At 71.9% G+C, this 15,143-nt stretch carries 16 protein-coding genes; 6 read left to right on the top strand and 10 right to left on the bottom strand.

What is annotated here, in order from left to right; genetic code table 11:
* Positions 1-38 precede the first annotated feature (38 nt).
* From AB0J66_RS07100 to larC, 3 genes are all read left to right on the top strand, one after another.
* Positions 39-878: an ATP-dependent sacrificial sulfur transferase LarE gene (locus AB0J66_RS07100; protein ID WP_364656622.1), complete on the top strand. Its 840-nt coding sequence runs from the start codon at positions 39-41 to the stop codon at positions 876-878.
* 92 nt (positions 879-970) lie between these two features.
* The gene (larB, locus tag AB0J66_RS07095) at positions 971-1,648 is read left to right on the top strand and encodes a nickel pincer cofactor biosynthesis protein LarB (protein WP_364657356.1); all 678 of its coding nucleotides are present in this window, start codon (positions 971-973) and stop codon (positions 1,646-1,648) included.
* Positions 1,649-1,791: 143 nt separating this feature from the next.
* On the top strand, positions 1,792-3,321 hold the full coding sequence (gene larC, locus AB0J66_RS07090) for a nickel pincer cofactor biosynthesis protein LarC (protein WP_364656620.1): 1,530 nt from the start codon (positions 1,792-1,794) through the stop codon (positions 3,319-3,321).
* Here the strand turns inward: larC and AB0J66_RS07085 are convergent.
* Entirely contained in the window at positions 3,257-3,904 is a 648-nt protein-coding gene (locus AB0J66_RS07085; RefSeq protein ID WP_364656617.1) for a TetR family transcriptional regulator, read from the bottom strand. The two genes, larC and AB0J66_RS07085, sit on opposite strands and share 65 nt — an antisense overlap.
* 89 nt (positions 3,905-3,993) lie before the next feature.
* Between AB0J66_RS07085 and AB0J66_RS07080 the strand changes: the two genes are divergently transcribed.
* On the top strand, positions 3,994-4,824 hold the full coding sequence (locus AB0J66_RS07080; protein WP_364656614.1) for an SDR family NAD(P)-dependent oxidoreductase: 831 nt from the start codon (positions 3,994-3,996) through the stop codon (positions 4,822-4,824).
* 13 nt (positions 4,825-4,837) lie between these two features.
* The gene (locus tag AB0J66_RS07075) at positions 4,838-5,887 is read left to right on the top strand and encodes a spore photoproduct lyase family protein (protein WP_364656612.1); all 1,050 of its coding nucleotides are present in this window, start codon (positions 4,838-4,840) and stop codon (positions 5,885-5,887) included.
* Positions 5,888-5,894: 7 nt separating this feature from the next.
* Here AB0J66_RS07075 and AB0J66_RS07070 read toward each other — a convergent pair whose 3' ends face one another.
* From AB0J66_RS07070 to pseI, 3 genes are read right to left on the bottom strand one after another with little or no spacing between them, the layout of a single operon-like run.
* Complete coding sequence (locus AB0J66_RS07070; protein WP_364656609.1) at positions 5,895-6,446, bottom strand: hemerythrin domain-containing protein; 552 nt, start codon at positions 6,444-6,446, stop codon at positions 5,895-5,897.
* A gap of 53 nt (positions 6,447-6,499) precedes the next feature.
* Positions 6,500-7,309, bottom strand: a complete 810-nt coding sequence (locus tag AB0J66_RS07065; RefSeq protein ID WP_364656607.1) for an SDR family oxidoreductase — start codon at positions 7,307-7,309, stop codon at positions 6,500-6,502.
* Between the two features lie 36 nt (positions 7,310-7,345).
* Positions 7,346-8,395 (bottom strand): pseudaminic acid synthase, encoded by a 1,050-nt coding sequence (gene pseI / locus AB0J66_RS07060; protein ID WP_364656606.1) that lies wholly within the window; start codon positions 8,393-8,395, stop codon positions 7,346-7,348.
* Positions 8,396-8,465: 70 nt separating this feature from the next.
* On the opposite strand from pseI, the gene AB0J66_RS07055 reads away from it, so the two are divergent.
* The gene (locus AB0J66_RS07055; RefSeq protein WP_364656604.1) at positions 8,466-9,365 is read left to right on the top strand and encodes a LysR family transcriptional regulator; all 900 of its coding nucleotides are present in this window, start codon (positions 8,466-8,468) and stop codon (positions 9,363-9,365) included.
* On the opposite strand, the gene AB0J66_RS07050 is transcribed toward AB0J66_RS07055, so the two are convergent.
* Genes AB0J66_RS07050 through AB0J66_RS07025 form a run of 6 tightly spaced genes read right to left on the bottom strand, consistent with a single transcriptional unit; the run spans position 9,350 to position 14,992 of the window.
* Positions 9,350-10,171, bottom strand: coding sequence for an ATP-binding cassette domain-containing protein (locus AB0J66_RS07050; protein ID WP_364656601.1), 822 nt, complete (start codon positions 10,169-10,171; stop codon positions 9,350-9,352). The genes AB0J66_RS07055 and AB0J66_RS07050 overlap by 16 nt on opposite strands.
* Positions 10,164-10,961, bottom strand: a complete 798-nt coding sequence (locus AB0J66_RS07045; RefSeq protein WP_364656598.1) for an ABC transporter ATP-binding protein — start codon at positions 10,959-10,961, stop codon at positions 10,164-10,166. The genes AB0J66_RS07050 and AB0J66_RS07045 overlap by 8 nt, the downstream gene beginning before the upstream one ends.
* The gene (locus AB0J66_RS07040; RefSeq protein WP_364656596.1) at positions 10,958-11,866 is read right to left on the bottom strand and encodes an ABC transporter permease; all 909 of its coding nucleotides are present in this window, start codon (positions 11,864-11,866) and stop codon (positions 10,958-10,960) included. The genes AB0J66_RS07045 and AB0J66_RS07040 overlap by 4 nt, the downstream gene beginning before the upstream one ends.
* Positions 11,863-12,819: an ABC transporter permease gene (locus AB0J66_RS07035; protein WP_364656594.1), complete on the bottom strand. Its 957-nt coding sequence runs from the start codon at positions 12,817-12,819 to the stop codon at positions 11,863-11,865. The genes AB0J66_RS07040 and AB0J66_RS07035 overlap by 4 nt, the downstream gene beginning before the upstream one ends.
* Entirely contained in the window at positions 12,819-14,318 is a 1,500-nt protein-coding gene (locus AB0J66_RS07030) for an ABC transporter substrate-binding protein (protein WP_364656592.1), read from the bottom strand. Before AB0J66_RS07030 ends, AB0J66_RS07035 begins: the two co-directional genes overlap by 1 nt.
* On the bottom strand, positions 14,315-14,992 hold the full coding sequence (locus tag AB0J66_RS07025) for a DUF1684 domain-containing protein (RefSeq protein ID WP_364656591.1): 678 nt from the start codon (positions 14,990-14,992) through the stop codon (positions 14,315-14,317). The genes AB0J66_RS07030 and AB0J66_RS07025 overlap by 4 nt, the downstream gene beginning before the upstream one ends.
* Positions 14,993-15,143 lie beyond the last annotated feature (151 nt).

Genomic DNA, 15,143 nt, shown 5'->3' with positions numbered 1-15,143 from the left:
GCTTGCCGCGCGGGCGAACCCGGCATCAAATGGAGATCATGACCGATGACCCCACCGCCGCCGCGGTCCGCCGGGTGGCCGAGCTTCTAGCGGGTGTGGACCGGCTCGGGGTGGCGTTCTCCGGCGGCGTCGACTCGTCCGTGCTGCTGGCCCTGGCCGCCCGCATCCTCGGCCCGGGCCGCGTGGTCGCCGTCCTCGGCGTCTCACCCAGCCTGGCCGCCGACGAGCGGACCGGCGCGCACACCGTGGCCCGCCACATCGGCGTACCGGTCGTCGAGGTCCTGACCCGCGAGGGCGACGTGGCGGCGTACCAGGCCAACGGCCCCGACCGCTGCTTCCACTGCAAGCACGAGCTCTTCACCCGCATCGACGACGAGGTGGTCGCGGCCCACGCCCTGGACGCCGTCGCCTACGGCGAGAACGCCGACGACGCGCGGCGCCCCGACCGCCCCGGCAGCCGCGCCGCCACCGAACACCGCGTCCTGCGCCCCTTGGCCGACGCGGGCCTCGACAAGGCCGCCGTCCGGCAGCTGGCCCGCGCCTTCGGCCTGCCCTCGGCCGACAAGCCCGCCGCGCCCTGCCTCGCCTCCCGCATCCCGCACTTCACCCCGGTGACCCGCGAAAAACTCGGCCAGATCGAGACCGCCGAGGCCGCCCTGCGCCGCCTCGGCCTCGGCGACCTGCGGGTGCGGCACCACGGCGAGGTGGCCCGCATCGAACTCCCACCCGGCGACCTGGTCCGCGCCGTGACGACGCTGCGCGAGGACATCCACGCCGCGGTCGTCGCCGCCGGCTTCCGCTTCGCCGCCCTCGACCTGGCCACCGGCATCCAGTCCGGCGCCTTCACCCTCCCCCTGGTCGCGGCCACCCGTGACTGACCCCACCCGCCCCGGGGGCCCACACGTGGAAGGACGGCGCTGCCTTCGTGGATGACAGGAATCTGGAGCGCGGCGGCGGTGAGCCGGAAGCCATGCACGGAGGGGCGGTCGGATCCGCGGAGCTCGCCGATTTCGCGCGGCTGGACGCCGAGCGATACGCCCGGCGCGGTTATCCCGAGGCGGTGTACTGCGAAGGCAAGACGCCGGCGCAAGTGGGTGCCATCGCCGCGGCAGGCGGAGGATCAGGAGTCATGCTGTTCACCCGGGCGAGCGATGAGCACGCCGCGGCGGTGCGGCAGGAGCGGCCGGACGCCTTCCACGACCCGGACGCGGCGCTGCTGGCCTACCCGCCGCAACCGCCGGCTCCGGTGGGCGGCCTGGTCGTGGTGGTCGCCGCCGGGACGTCCGACCTGCGAGTCGCGAAGGAGGCGATGCTGACCGCCCGGTATCTGGGCCGTTCGGTGGAGCTGGTCGTGGACGTCGGGGTCGCGGGTTTGCACCGGGTGCTCGCCCAGCTGCCGCTGCTGCGCCGGGCCCGAGTCGTGGTGGTTGCCGCCGGAATGGACGGGGCCCTGCCCAGCGTGGTCGCCGGCCTGATCTCGGCTCCGGTCGTGGCCCTGCCGACCTCGGTCGGCTACGGCGCCGCCTTCGGCGGCCTCGCCCCTCTACTGTCCATGCTCAACGCCTGCGCGCCAGGCGTAGCCGTGGTCAACATCGACAACGGCTACGGCGCCGGCCACCTCGCAGCCCAGATCGCCGCCCCCTCATGAGCAGCCCCGCTGGCACCGCCTCTCCTGCTGGCGTTGCGCCTTCTGCCGGCTCCACCCCTACCGTCGGCGGCAGCCCTCCTGCTGGCGCCGCCCCTTCCGCTGCCCGGCGCGGCTCGGATGCGAGCGAGCGAGTCGACCGGCACGTGTGGATCGACGCCTCCGCGGGTGTCGCGGGGGACATGCTGTTGGCCGCCCTCCACGACGCGGGGGCCGGCCTGGAGGCGATCCGGGCGGCGGTCGAGGCGGTGGTCCCGGGCTCCGTGGGGATCGAGATGCGGGCCGTCACCCGCGCCGGGCTGCGTGCCGTCAAAGCCGATGTGCGGCCCCTGACCGACGACCCGCCGCACCGCACCTGGCGGAGCATCCGCGAGCTTCTCGCGACGGCCGATCTGCGCCCCGGCGTCCGCGAACGGGCCCTCGCGGTCTTCGAACGGCTGGCCGCGGCGGAAGCCACCGTGCACGGCGTCGCGGCCGAGGACGTGCACTTCCATGAGGTGGGCGCCCTCGACTCGATAGCCGACGTGGTAGGCGTCTGCGCCGCCCTCGACGACCTCAACGTCGGCACGGTCTCGGCCGGCGAGATCGCGCTGGGTTCCGGCCGCGTGCGCACCGCCCACGGCGAGCTGCCGGTCCCCGCCCCCGCTGTAGCCGAACTGGCCCGTGGTTGGCGCGTCCGCGCGGGCGGCCCCGGCGAGCTCGCCACCCCGACCGGCCTGGCCGTCATCCGCGCCCTGGCCGACACCTGCGAAGACCTCCCCACCATGACCCTGGAGGCAACCGGCGTCGGCGCCGGCGGCCGAGACACCCCCAACCGCCCGAACGTGGTCCGAGCCTTCCTCAGCGCGCCCCGAGAGCTCGCTCCACCCCCAGCGGCTGGCGCAGGCGGTGGGCCAGGGGCCGCGCGCGCCCCCGGTCCTTCACCAGCGGGTGCTGCGGCAGGGGCGTCTGGGGCGACCGGTCCTTCCCCGGCGGGTGGCGCCCCGGTGGCGGGGCGGGCGGTCGGTCCTTCCCCGGCGGGTGGCGCCCCGGTAGCGGGGCGGTCGGTCGGTCCTTCTCCGGCGGGCGGCGCGGGCGGTGTGACGCCGGCGGAGGGTCTGGCTGAAGCGGTGCTGCTGGAAGCGAATGTCGATGACCTCGACCCGAGGCTGTGGCCCGGGGTCCTGCACGGCCTCCTGGCCGACGGCGCCTCGGATGCCTGGCTGGTGCCGATCCTGATGAAGAAGGGCCGCCCGGCGCACACCCTCAGCGTCCTGTGCGAGCCCGCCGCGGTCGCGACCCTGCGGGCCCGGATCTTCCGGGACACGAGCACCCTCGGCGTCCGCGAGTCGGCGCGCGGCAAGACCGCCCTGCCGCGGACGTTCGTCAACGTGGCGCTCGGCGGCGGCACCGTGGCTATCAAAATCGGTCACCTGAACGGGGCGATCGTGCAGGTCATGCCGGAGTTCGCGGACGTGGCGGCCCTTGCGGCCCGCCAAGACCGCCCGGAGCGGGCCGTGCTGCAGGAGGCCCTCGCTGCCGCGGCCACCGCAGGACTGGCCATCGGTGCCACGCTGCCCGCGCCCGCCGAAGCCGAAGCCCCGCTGCCTCAGCCCGCCGCGGACAGGCTCACTACGACGCCGCCGCCTCCAGCCCGCGGACCATCGCCTCAGTCAGGCGGGCCAACCGCGGAGTGAAGTCCGACGCCAGGTGCGCCACCCGCTCGTCCTCGGCGTACAGCCGGGCCAGGGTGGCCGGGGGGTGGGAGACCTGCCAGAGGCCGGCCGCGATGCTGGTGACGGCCGCGATGAGGTCCTGCGCGGCCTCACGCGACAGTGACGTCGCGCCCGTGATGGCGTCGAGCAGCACGCCGAGGGCCGTCACCGCTGTCACCTTGTAGTCGCGGACAGCCTCGGCCGACACCTCCCGCTCCAGGCTGAGCGGCACGTGCGCCAGCAGGTCGCAGAAAAGCGGCTGGTCGGCGAGCGTGTCCGCCAGCGTCGCGGCCAGGTCGGCCGGCCCGCCGGCGGCGAGGCGCGCCTGGACCACGTCGGCCCAAGCGGTCCACTCCTCGGCCGCGAGCGTCAGGAAGATCTCCTCGCGGGACCCGAAGTAGCGCCGGACGCCCGAGACGTGGACCCCCGCCGTCTGGGCGATCTCGGTCAGCGTGACCGTCCGCAGGCCCGCGGGCCCGGCCAGGACCCGGGCGGCTGTCAGCAGGGCGGCGGTGCGCTCCTCTTTGGCCTCGGTGGAGCGGGCGCGCTGAAAGGTGTGTGGCACAACACCATCCTAACGCAACCTCCTTGCGTTGTTAGCGCAAGCAAGTTGCGTTAACGTCGAGGCACACCTCACCACCCAAGGAGCAAGGCATGACCGAGCAGGTCTGGTTCGTCACCGGCAGTTCCCGCGGCCTCGGCCGCGCCATCGTCGAGGAGGCCCTCGCCGCCGGGCACCGCGTCGTCGCCACCGCGCGCCGGCCCGAGGCGCTCGACGACCTCGCCGCCAAGTTCGGCGACCGCCTGATGCTCGCCGAGCTCGACGTCACCGACGCCGGGCAGGCGCAGCGCGTCGTGGACGCCGCCATCGAGGCCTTCGGCCATCTCGACGTCGTCGTGAACAACGCCGGCTACGCGAACCTGGTCTCGATCGAGGACATCTCGCTCGACGACTTCCGCGCGCAGATGGAAGCGGTCTTCTACGGCACCGTCTACGTCACCAAGGCCGCGCTGCCGCACTTCGTCGAGCGGCGGGCCGGCCACTTCATCCAGGTCACCTCGGTCGGCGGCCGGGGCACCGCGCCCGGCGTGGGCGCGTACCAGTCGGGCAAGTGGGCGGTCGAGGGCTTCTCCGGCGTCCTGGCCAAGGAGACCGGACCGCTGGGGGTGAAGGTCACGCTGGCCGAGCCGGGCGCCATGCGTACGGACTGGTCCGGTTCCTCGATGGAGATCCCGGCCGTCTCGGCGAATTACGCGGGCACGGTCGGCGCGATGGGGGAGTTCCTGCGCGGCCGTGGCGGCCGGGAGCCGATCGACCCGGTCAAGGTGGCGCGCGTGCTGATCGACGTGGCCGCGATGGAGGAGCCGCCGCTGCACCTGCCGCTGGGCCGCGACGCCGTCGACATCGTGCGCACCGAGATGGCGGTTCTCAACGCCGAGGACGCGAAGTGGGCCGAGCTGGGCCGATCGGTGGATTTCGACTGAGTAACGTGGGTTCGTGCTCGCCATCAGCCGGATCTACTACGAAGCCGCCGCCGCCGACCTGCCCCGCGGCAAGGAGATCCTCGCGCGGTTCCCGGAGGCCACCCTCGTCGAGGTGGAGAGCCACAACCGGATCCCCGAGTTGTACGGGGATGAGTCAAACGTGAACCGGTGGGTACGTATCAAGCAAGAGGCACTAGTCCTCGGGGTGAAGAAGTCGCTGAGCGCCCGTCCGAACGGGCGCTCAGCCGACTTCATCGCACCCTCCACGGCCAACGGCTGCGCCATGGCCTGCGCCTATTGCTACGTCCCGCGGCACAAGGGCTACTCGAACCCCATCACGGTCTTCGCCAACATCGACAAGATCGCCGGGTACGTGCAGCGGCACGTGGGCCGCCAGGGTGTGAAGCCGGTCCCCAACGAGTGCGACCCGCAGGCCTGGGTCTACGACATCGGCGAGAACTCCGACTGCAGCGTCGACGCGCTGCTCGGCGACAACGTGCGGGACCTGGTCGAGCTGTTCCGCTGGATGCCCACCGCCAAGGCGTCGTTCGCCACCAAGTACGTCAACCGTGACCTGCTCGACTGGGACCCGCAGGGCCGGACCCGCGTCCGGTTCTCGCTGATGCCGCAGGCCGACGCCAAGTTGCTGGACATCCGCACCTCGCCGATCGCCGAGCGGATCGCCGCCATCGACGACTTCGTGGCCGCCGGCTACGAGGTGCACGTCAACTTCAGCCCCGTCGTGGTGCGCGACGGCTGGCTCGAGGCCTGGTCGGAGCTGTTCGACCAGCTCGACGCGGGCACCGGCGCCGCCGCGAAGCAGCAGCTGGCCTGCGAGATCATCTTCCTGACCCACAACCGCGACCTGCACGAGGTCAACCTCGGGTGGCACCCGAAGGCCGAGGACGCGCTCTGGCGCCCCGACCTGCAGCAGCCGAAGCGGTCGCAGAACGGCAGCTGGAACGTGCGCTACCGCACCGGCAGCAAGGGTCAATACGTCCAGGCGCTGACCGGCCTGATCGCCGAGAAGATCCCTTACTGCCGGGTGCGGTACGCGTTCTAGCCCCGCCCTATTTCGTCGCGCGGCCGGTCAGCTTGTCGCGGAGCCGGTCGACCAGGCCGACACCCGGGCCCACGAGCTTGTGGAACACCTCGTTGTTGGGTGCGCTCGGGTGCGGCCGGGTCGGCGCCAGCTTCTTGGCCGTCTCCACCTTGCCGGCCAGCTCGACGAGCTCCTCCCGCGGGATCACGCGGCGCAGCTCCGGGAACTGCTCGGACTCCTCGTCCTGCACGTGATCGGCCAGGATGGTCTCGAGGTTGCGCAGCGCCTCGTCGAACTCGGGGCTGGAGACGTCCACGTCCTCGAGGCGCTTCATCGTCTCCTCGAGCTCCTTGTGCTCCTGCACGTCGTGCTCGACCGCCTTGTCGCCGTCCGGCAGGTACTTGCGCATCGCCGGGTAGACGTACATCTCCTCGGCGACCGCGTGCCGGACCAGCTCGCTGATCGCGGTGTCGGTCAGGTCCCGGCGCATCATCGGGTCGCGGACCGTCCAGATCTCGCCGATCAGGGCGGTGACGTCCCGGTGGTCGCTGGTCAGTACGTCGACCACGTCGTTGGTCATGATGGGGCTCCCTCGGCCTCGGTGAGTCGCGGGGATACCCCGATGGTCGCGTTCTATCCCTCGCGCCACTCGTCGGTCGTCAGGTGCGAGCCGGCCTGCGGGCCCATCAGCAGCATGCCGCCGTCGACGACGAAGGACGAGCCGGTGACGTACGCGGCCTTCGGCTCGGCCAGCATCGACACCACGGCCGCGACCTCGTTGGCGTCGCCGGGCCGGCCGACCGGGATGCCGGGCCGGTCGACCGTGAACGGGTCGACGTCGTCGTTGCCGGTCATCGGCGTCGCGATCTCGCCCGGGGCCACCGCGTTGACGGTGATGCCGTGGCTGGCCAGCTCCTGGGCCATGACCTTGGTGAGCAGGCCGAGGCCGCCCTTGGCCGCGCAGTACGCGCCCGAGCCGACCCGTGGCGCGTGCTCGTGCACGCTCGTGATGTTGATGATCCGGCCGCCCCGGCCCGCGGCCGACATGCGCCGGGCCGCCCGCTGCGCGCAGAGGAACGGCCCGTCGAGGTCGACGGCCAGCACCTCGCGCCACTGCTCGAATGAGGTGTCGATGACCGGCGCCGAGATCCCGGTGCCGGCGCAGTTGACGAGGACGCCCAGCCCGCCGAGGGCGTCGGCCAGCTCGTCCACCACGTCGGCCGCCGCGGGCAGCTTCGTCAGGTCCAGCCGGCGCAGCTCGGCCTTGCGGCCGGCCGCCCGTACCTTCTCCGCGGTGGCCTTGGCCCCGCTGTCGTCCGACCGGTAGGTCACCCCGATGTCGAACCCGGCCCCGGCCAGCGCCACCGCGATCGCCTCGCCGATCCCGGAGTCGGACCCCGTCACCACCGCGACCCTGTCGTACCCGTCGTATCGCCTCGTCATGACCTCGCGATACCCCGGCCCCGCGGCGATAGTCGCTCAGATCAGATCCCAGCTCAGCGGCGTGCCTTTGGCCGCGTCGCGGGTGAAGCGCCGCCCCCGCACCCGGTCGATCTCGACCGGCGGCAGACCGCGGGCCGGGCGGATCGACCGCACATTGGCCGATGTCACCTCGTCCCCGGCCCGGACGTCGGCCACGACGTAGAGCGACCGCCGGAAGCGCAGCCCCTCCTTCTCCGACGCGGTCGGCCCGATGTCCGTGGTCCCGCCCGCCTGCCAGGCCCGCTCGGACTCGTCGACCAGGACCCGCATCTCCGCCGGGGTCAGCGAGAAGGCCGAGTCCACCCCGCCGTCGTCCCGGGCCAGGGTGAGGTGCTTCTCGATGACGGTGGCGCCGTAGGCCACGCTCGCGATCGGCACCCCGATGCCCAGCGTGTGGTCCGACAGCCCGACCTGGACCCCGAACGTCCCGGCCAGCACCGGGATGCGCCGTAGGTTGCTCTCGTGCGGCGACGCCGGATAGGAGGCGGTGCAGGCCAGCAGCACGATTTGTTGCGCTCCGGCGCCACGGGCCGCGTCCAGCGCCTGGGCGATCTCCGCGATGGTCGCCATGCCGGTGGAGATGATCAGCGGCTTGCCGGTGCGGGCCGCGAGCCGGATCAGCGGCAGGTCCACCATCTCGGACGAGGCGATCTTGTACGCGGGGGCGCCGAGCGACTCGAGCAGGGCGACCGCGCTGGCGTCGAACGGCGCCGAGAAGACCGTCAGCCCGTGCGAGGCGGCCCGGGCGAAGAGGGGCTCGTGCCACTCGTACGGCGTGTGGGCCTGCTGGTAGAGCTCGTGAAGGGTCTGCCCGCCCCACAGCTCGTGCCCGGCGGAGAGCCGGAAGTCGGGCCCGTCGGCGTCGATGGTGATGGTGTCCGGCGTGTAGGTCTGGAGTTTCAGCGCGTGCGCCCCGGACTCCGCCGCCGCGTCGACCAAGCGCAGCGCCCGGTCCAGCGAGCCGTTGTGGTTGCCCGACATCTCGGCGATGACGTACGGCCGGTGGCCGGGCCCGATGAGGTGGTTGCCGATCTTGATGGTGGTCATGGACCCAGTCTTGGCGCGGCCGGCGGCGGCGGTCCAAGACACAGATCCGGTCCGGTGACAGGATTTGGTTATGACCACAGGTGAAGACGGCATCGACGCCCGCCTGCTCCGCTACTTCCTCACCCTGGCCGAGGAGCTGCACTTCACCCGGGCCGCGCAGCGGCTCTACGTCTCCCAGCCGGCGCTGAGCAACCAGATCCAGCGCCTCGAACGGGCCGTCGGAGGATCGCTGTTCGAGCGGTCCACCCGCGGGGTCGCGCTCACGCCGGCCGGCCGGGCGTTCGTGCCGCACGCCCGTCAGGCGCTGACGGCCATTCGCGCCGGGGTCGCCGCTGTCGCGCCCGCGCCGGCCCTGCGGGTCGATGTCCTCGACGCCGAGCTGGCCCTGCCCCGGGCCGTGGTCAAGCGGCTGCGCACCACCCATCACGGCCTCCAACTGGCCGTGACCGCCGAGGGCAGCGTGAGCCAGCGCCGCCGCCTGCTGGCCGGTGAGCTGGACGCCGGGTTCTGCGGCCTGGGCGCCTCGGGCGACGAGAAGCTGACGCTTGCTCTCGTCTGCGACGAGCCCGTCGATCTCATCGTGCCGGCCGGGCACCGTCTGGCCGCGGCCGGCGCCGTGGCGCTGGCCGACGCGGCGGGGGAGACCTTCTACCTGCCGCACGACACGCTCGCCCCCGAATGGCGCGACTTCGTGCTGACCGAGTGCCGCCGGGCCGGCTTCGAACCGGAGCGCCACCCGGTGACGACCGGCAGCGCGGCCTCCGCCCTCGATCTGGTCGCCGAGGGCGGCTGCGTCACCTTGAGCCTGCGCTCCACACCGCTTCCCGAGGGGACGACAGGGCTGCGGCTGAACCCCGGCCTCGCCTACCCGTGGGCCCTCACCTGGCACCGCGACCGCGCCGGCGACCCCGCCATCACCTGGCTGCGCGAGGCCGCCGGGGCCGAGGGACCCGGCTACGCCGGCGGCTGAGCGCTCAGGCGGGGGACACTCGCGAGGAGCCTGCGGGTGTACGGATGGGACGGCCGGCCCAGAACCTGGGACGTGTCACCTTGCTCGACCAGGCGGCCGTGCTCGAGGACGGCCGTGTGCTCGCACAGCTCGGCCACCACGCCCAGGTCGTGCGAGACCAGCATGATGGTGAGGTCGCGCTCGGCGCCCAGCGAGGCCAGCAGGTCGACGATCCGGACCCGGGTGGTCAGGTCGAGGGCGCTGACCGGTTCGTCGGCCAGCAGCACCTTCGGGTGGCCGACGATGGCCCGCGCGATGGCGATGCGCTGGCGCTGACCGCCGGAGAACTCGTGCGGGTAACGGCTCGCGGTGTCGGCCGGCAGCCCCACCGCGTCCAGCGCCTCGGTCACCCGGGCCGGGTCGGCGCCCAGGCCGAGACCGCGCAGCGGCTCGGCCACGATCCGCCCGATCTTGTGGCGAGGATCCAGGGAGGAGTACGGGTCCTGGAAGACCGCCTGCACCGTACGCCGGTAGTCCCGCAGCCGGCCCCTCGTCAGCGGCGCTCCCGCGAACGTGATGGTTCCTGTGGTCGGCCGAGCCAGCCCGAGCAACAGTCTCAGCAGCGTGCTCTTGCCCGCGCCGGACTCGCCGACCAGCGCCACGTTGCGCCCGGCGTGGACCGCGAGCGACACGTCGGTCAGCGCCGGCGTGCCTCCGCGGTAGGAGAAGCCGACTCCGTCCGCTGCGACGAGAGGAACCGCCCCCGCCGGGGCGCCACCGGTCGCGGCGGCGGGTGGAGTGGACGGGGATGTGGGGGTGTCAGTCACGGGCGGTCCGCTCCAGGGCGGCGTCGAAGCGGCGGGCGCTGTCGACGAGCGTTCGGGTGTAGGGGTGTCCGGGGTGGTCGATGAGCGCGCCGATCGGGCCGGATTCGACGATCCGGCCGTTGCGCATGACGTGCGTGTCGCGAACCACGCGGGCCGCCACCGGCAGGTCGTGGGTGATGAAGACGAGCGCGGTGCCGTGGGCGGTGGCCAGCCGGTCGAGCAGGTCGAGGATCTCGGCCTGGACGGTCACGTCGAGCGCGGTGGTGGGCTCGTCGGCGACCAGCAGGCGCGGGCGGCAGGCGATCGCCATCGCGATGGCCACGCGCTGGCGCTGGCCGCCGGAGAGCTGATGCGGGTACGAGCGGGCGATCCGCTCGGTGTCGTCGAGGAGCACCTCCCGCAGCGCCTCGTTCACCGCGGACCGCAGTGCCGGGCCGCGCAGGCCGCGGATGCGGCGCAACGGCTCGGCGATCTGGCGGCCGGCCCGCATCAGCGGGTTCAGCGCGGTCAGCGGCTCCTGGAAGACGATGGCCGCGACGGGGCCGCGCACGGCGGTGCGCTGCCGCTCGGGCGCGCCGATCATGTCGACGCCGTCCAGGCGTACCTCTCCGGTCGCGGTGAGACCGGGCGGAAGCAGACCGGTGACCGCGAGGGCCGTCAGGGACTTGCCCGAGCCGGACTCGCCGATCAGGCCGACCCGGTCGCCCGGGCCGACGGTGAACGAGACGTCGTCGACGAGCTTGGTGTCGCCGCTGCGGATGGTGAGCCCGGAAACGGAGAGCAGACTCATCGGTCCCTCCGGACAACGGTGGTGTCGGCCGGCAGCGCCGGATCGACGACGGTGGTGTAGTCGGCAAGCTCGAACGGATCCGAAGCGACCACGCGGCCGCGACGCCGGGTCGGGTCGGTGAGGTCGCGCAGCCCGTCGGCGGTCAGGTTCATGCCGACCACGAGCGCCACCAGGGCGATACCCGGCGCCAGAGCGGCCACCGGGGAAGTCAGGACGGTGGCCTGGGCCTCGTACAGCATCCGGCCCCAGGAAGCGTTCGGTGGCGGCGTGCCCAGGCCCAGGTAGGAGAGGCTGGCCTCGGCCAGCACGGCGAGCCCGGCCTGCAGGGCCAGATTCACCATCACGACCGGCCCGATGTTGGGCAGGACGTGGCTGAGCACGATCCGCGGCCACGAGACACCGGCGATCCGAGCCGCCGTGATGTAGTCGCGCGCGAGGATCTGCTTGACCAGCACCCGGACGAGCCGGGCGACGATCGCCGCCATGGCCAGGCCGATGGCCAGGATGGCGGTGCCCAGCGACGCCCCGGTGCCGGCCACGATGAGCATGGCCAGCAGCAGGGTCGGGAACGCGATGAGGATGTCCAGCACCACCGCGAAGGCGTCGTCGAGCCAGCGCGTGGCGAAGCCCGCGAGCAGGCCGGCGGTGACTCCGAGCACCCCGCCCACCGCGACCGCGCCCAGCGCCGTGCCGATGGCGATACGCCCGCCGATCAGCAGCTGGGTGAACAGGTCCCGGCCGAGCTTGTCCGTGCCGAGCAGGTGGTCGCCCCCGGGCGGGGTCAGCCGGCCGCCCGAGGTGTCATCCGGGGCGAAGGGCAGCCAGACGTACGAGACCAGCACCGCCCCGATCACGATGAGCACCAGCACGAGCCCGGCGACCAGGTGGAGTGACCGGCGGTTCACGACGCGCTCCGATGCAGCAGGCGGGGGTCGACCAGGCGCTGCGACACGTCGCCGAGGAAGCCGACCACCAGCACGGTCGCGGTGCTGACCAGCATCACGCCCTGGATGACCGGGAAGTCGTGTTCGCCGATCCCTTTGACCAGCAGGCCGCCGAGCCCGGGCAGCGCGAACACGCTCTCCACGACGACGGCGCCCAGGAAGGTGGTGGCGAGCTCCATGGCGAGCACCGCGATGACCGGCACGGCCGCGTTGCGCAGCCCGTGCCGCCACAGCGCCCGGGCCGGGGACGCGCCGAGGGAGCGGGCCGTCCGCAGGTAGTCGGCGCCCTTCACCTCGAGGACGGCCGCTCGGACGTACCGGATCAGCGAGGCCGACATGACCAGCGCGACCGTCACGACGGGCAGGACGAGCGACTCGACGGCCGGGCCGAAGTCGGCCCATCCGCCGGTCGGGAAGCCGCCGGCGGGCAGCACCTGCAGCCGCAGGGCGAACGCGGTGACCAGCAGAAGCCCGACCCAGAAGGCCGGGACGGCGATGCCGAACTGGGCCACCGCGTTGAGCACCACGCCGTACCAGCGGTCGGCCCGGACCGCGGCCAGCGTGCCCACCGGCACCGCCACGACCACCGCGAGCACGAACGCGGCCAGCGTGAGCGGCACCGTCACCGGCAGCCGGGCCGCGATCTCCGGCGCCACCGGCAGCTTGCTGATCAGCGAGGTGCCCAGGTCGCCCGAGAACAGATCGCCCAGCCAGGTCCAGAACTGGGTGAGCAGCGGTTCGTTCGTGCCCAGCTCCCGCCGGGCGGCCTCGATCTGCTCGGGCGTCGCGCCCACCGGGAGCAGAGCGTTGGCCGGATCGCCCGGCAGGAGCCGCAGCAGCACGAAAAGAGCCACCGCGGCTCCGAACAGCGACCCGATCAGGATCGCTGTCCGTCGCAGCAGGTAGCGGGTCATCAGCTCTTGACGATGTCGTACGCCGGGAACTGCGAGTTGAGCCCGTTGAGCGGGTAGCCGGACAGCTTGGACGAGGCCACCACGATCTGCGGGTAGAGGTAGAGCCAGTCGCTGGCCGCGTCGGTCGCGATCTGCTTGTTGGCCTGCTTCAGCAGCGCGGTCTGCTCATCGGTCGTCTTGGCCTGCTCGGCCTGGTCGATCCACGAGGTGACCTGCTTGTTGTCGTAGCCCCAGTAGAAGGTGGGGTCGCCGTACCAGACCACGTCCCGGTCGTTGACGTGCTCCTGCATCGTCGCCTGGAAGTCGCGCTTCTGGTAGACCTTCTCGTACCACTGGTCGGCCGTGATCGTGTTGATGTTGACCGTGACGCCCACCTTGGCCAGCTCCGACTTGATGAAGGTGGCCGCGGTCGGGTGCGGGTCGTAGTTCGGCGTGTCGAGCGTGAAGGTGAAGCCGTTCGGGAAGCCGGCCGCGGCCAGCTTCGTCTTGGCCGCCGCCACGTCGTACGCGTTGACCGACGTCAGGTCCTCGTACCAGGGGTCGGTGGGCGGGACCATGGAGCCGATCACCGTGCCGTACTCGCCCCAGATCGAGGTGAGCAGCTTCTTCTTGTCGATGGCCTGGGTGATGGCCTGGCGCACCTCGACCTTGTTGAACGGCGCCACCTTGTCGTTGAAGGCCAGCAGGAGCTTGGTCGTCGACTTGCCGTCGTTCACCTTGTACGAGTCGTTGTTCTTGAACTGGGCGAGCGCGTCCGGGCTCTGCTCGCTCGTGACCACGTCGACCGCGTTGGTCAGCAGCGCGTTGTTCAGCGCCGTGGCGTCGGTGTAGTAGTGGAAGACCACGCCGGCGTTCTTCGCGGGCGTCCCCCAGTAGCTGTCGTTCCTGGTCAGCGTGAGCGTCGAGCCGCGCTTCCACTCGCCCAGCTTGTACGGGCCGGTGCCGTCGGCCTTCGTCGTGAGGTCGGTGGCGGCCGAGTTGACGACCCAGACGTAGCTCAGGTTGTAGACGAACGAGATGGAGCGCTTGGAGAGCGTGACCACGACCGTCGAGTCGTCCGGGGTGGCGATGCTCTTCACGACCGAGAGGTTGCTCTTGCGGGCCGACTTCGAGTTCTCGGCCGTCACCCGCTCGATGCTCGCCTTGACGTCGGCCGAGGTCAGCGCCTTGCCGGAGTGGAACTTCACGTTCGGCTGCAGGGTGAAGGTGTAGGTGAGGCCGTCGTCGCTGACCTTCTGGTCCTTGGCCAGCAGCGGCTCGACCTTGCCGTCGTCGGTGAGCTTGAACAGCCCCTCGTACACGTTGCCGTTGAGCGCCTCGGTCACGCCCTGGCCGCCGCCGGCGGTGTTGTCCAGGTTCTGCGGCTCGTAGACCGAGCCGACCTGGATGGTGGCCGCGCCGTCCGCCTTGCCGTCGGCGGACGAGGAGCCGCCACCACCGCACGCGGCCAGCACACTCAGCGCGGTGACCGCGGCGAGCGAAGCCAGAAGCCTTCTCATACTTCGAATCCATTCTTGAACAGAGGGAGCTTCTCGCCGGCGAGGACGGGCACGGCGATGCGGTTCTGCGGCGGCGGCATCGGGCAGTTGTAGTGCGACGAGAAACCGCAGGGCGGGACGAAGGCCCGATTGAAGTCGAGCGTCACCGTCGAGGACCCGGGGGCCAGGGTGGGGAAGAGGAAGCGGCCCGAGTGGTACGTGTCGACGCCGTTCGTCGGGTCGCCGAAGACCAGCAGCAGCGTGCCGTCGTCGTCGAAGGCGCTCAGGTTGTACTCCTGACCGGCCAGGGTGAGGTGAATATCACCCGGTACCGGGAGATCGCGGGTACGGCCCTCGTCGCGGGCGTGCTCGAAGGGCAGATAGCGCGCCCCGGGCACCGGCTCCCAGGTCCCCTCAAGCACCCATTCCTGCGAAAATGGGTAGGCGTCGATGCCCGCGAAGGCCCGGATGGCCGGGGCGTCGGCGTCCCAGAGGCGGACGCCGCGCTGCTCGATCCCCGTGATCAAATCACGCCGGGAGAGCGTGCTGGCGGTTACTGTGGGTGCCTGACCGGCGAGGGCCGCGTCGGGGTCGTCGGCACCCCACCGGGTCTCGATCAGGGCAAGGTTGCCGGTCGGCGCGGTCACCGCGCGCTCCCGGCTCTCCCGCCACGCAGCGTATTCGTCTGCCGTCATGGGTTGGCCTCGGTCAGTTGATCTTGGAATTGGCTAGCCCAACCCTACAATCCCGAGGGGTTTGATAGCACGGTCGGTCTCGTCACAGTGAGCAACGGAATATCACCCGGCGGGACCTGATTTGATCTGAACCTAGGTTGAGGTTTTACAG

The organism is Actinoplanes sp. NPDC049598, from assembly GCF_040675435.1.
Classification (GTDB): domain Bacteria; phylum Actinomycetota; class Actinomycetes; order Mycobacteriales; family Micromonosporaceae; genus Actinoplanes.
The sequence above is the reverse complement of the archived record's forward strand: the minus strand, read 5'-3'. Positions and strand labels throughout refer to the sequence as shown.

What these genes read in the sequence shown, in the direction of transcription:
- AB0J66_RS07100 (WP_364656622.1), top strand. Translation starts at nt 39, where the DNA reads ATGACCGATGACCCCACCGCCGCCGCGGTCCGCCGGGTGGCCGAGCTT.
- larB (WP_364657356.1), top strand. Translation starts at nt 971, where the DNA reads ATGCACGGAGGGGCGGTCGGATCCGCGGAGCTCGCCGATTTCGCGCGG.
- AB0J66_RS07080 (WP_364656614.1), top strand. Translation starts at nt 3,994, where the DNA reads ATGACCGAGCAGGTCTGGTTCGTCACCGGCAGTTCCCGCGGCCTCGGC.
- AB0J66_RS07070 (WP_364656609.1), bottom strand. Translation starts at nt 6,446, where the DNA reads ATGACCAACGACGTGGTCGACGTACTGACCAGCGACCACCGGGACGTC.
- AB0J66_RS07065 (WP_364656607.1), bottom strand. Translation starts at nt 7,309, where the DNA reads ATGACGAGGCGATACGACGGGTACGACAGGGTCGCGGTGGTGACGGGG.
- pseI (WP_364656606.1), bottom strand. Translation starts at nt 8,395, where the DNA reads ATGACCACCATCAAGATCGGCAACCACCTCATCGGGCCCGGCCACCGG.
- AB0J66_RS07055 (WP_364656604.1), top strand. Translation starts at nt 8,466, where the DNA reads ATGACCACAGGTGAAGACGGCATCGACGCCCGCCTGCTCCGCTACTTC.
- AB0J66_RS07045 (WP_364656598.1), bottom strand. Translation starts at nt 10,961, where the DNA reads ATGAGTCTGCTCTCCGTTTCCGGGCTCACCATCCGCAGCGGCGACACC.
- AB0J66_RS07035 (WP_364656594.1), bottom strand. Translation starts at nt 12,819, where the DNA reads ATGACCCGCTACCTGCTGCGACGGACAGCGATCCTGATCGGGTCGCTG.
- AB0J66_RS07030 (WP_364656592.1), bottom strand. Translation starts at nt 14,318, where the DNA reads ATGAGAAGGCTTCTGGCTTCGCTCGCCGCGGTCACCGCGCTGAGTGTG.
- AB0J66_RS07025 (WP_364656591.1), bottom strand. Translation starts at nt 14,992, where the DNA reads ATGACGGCAGACGAATACGCTGCGTGGCGGGAGAGCCGGGAGCGCGCG.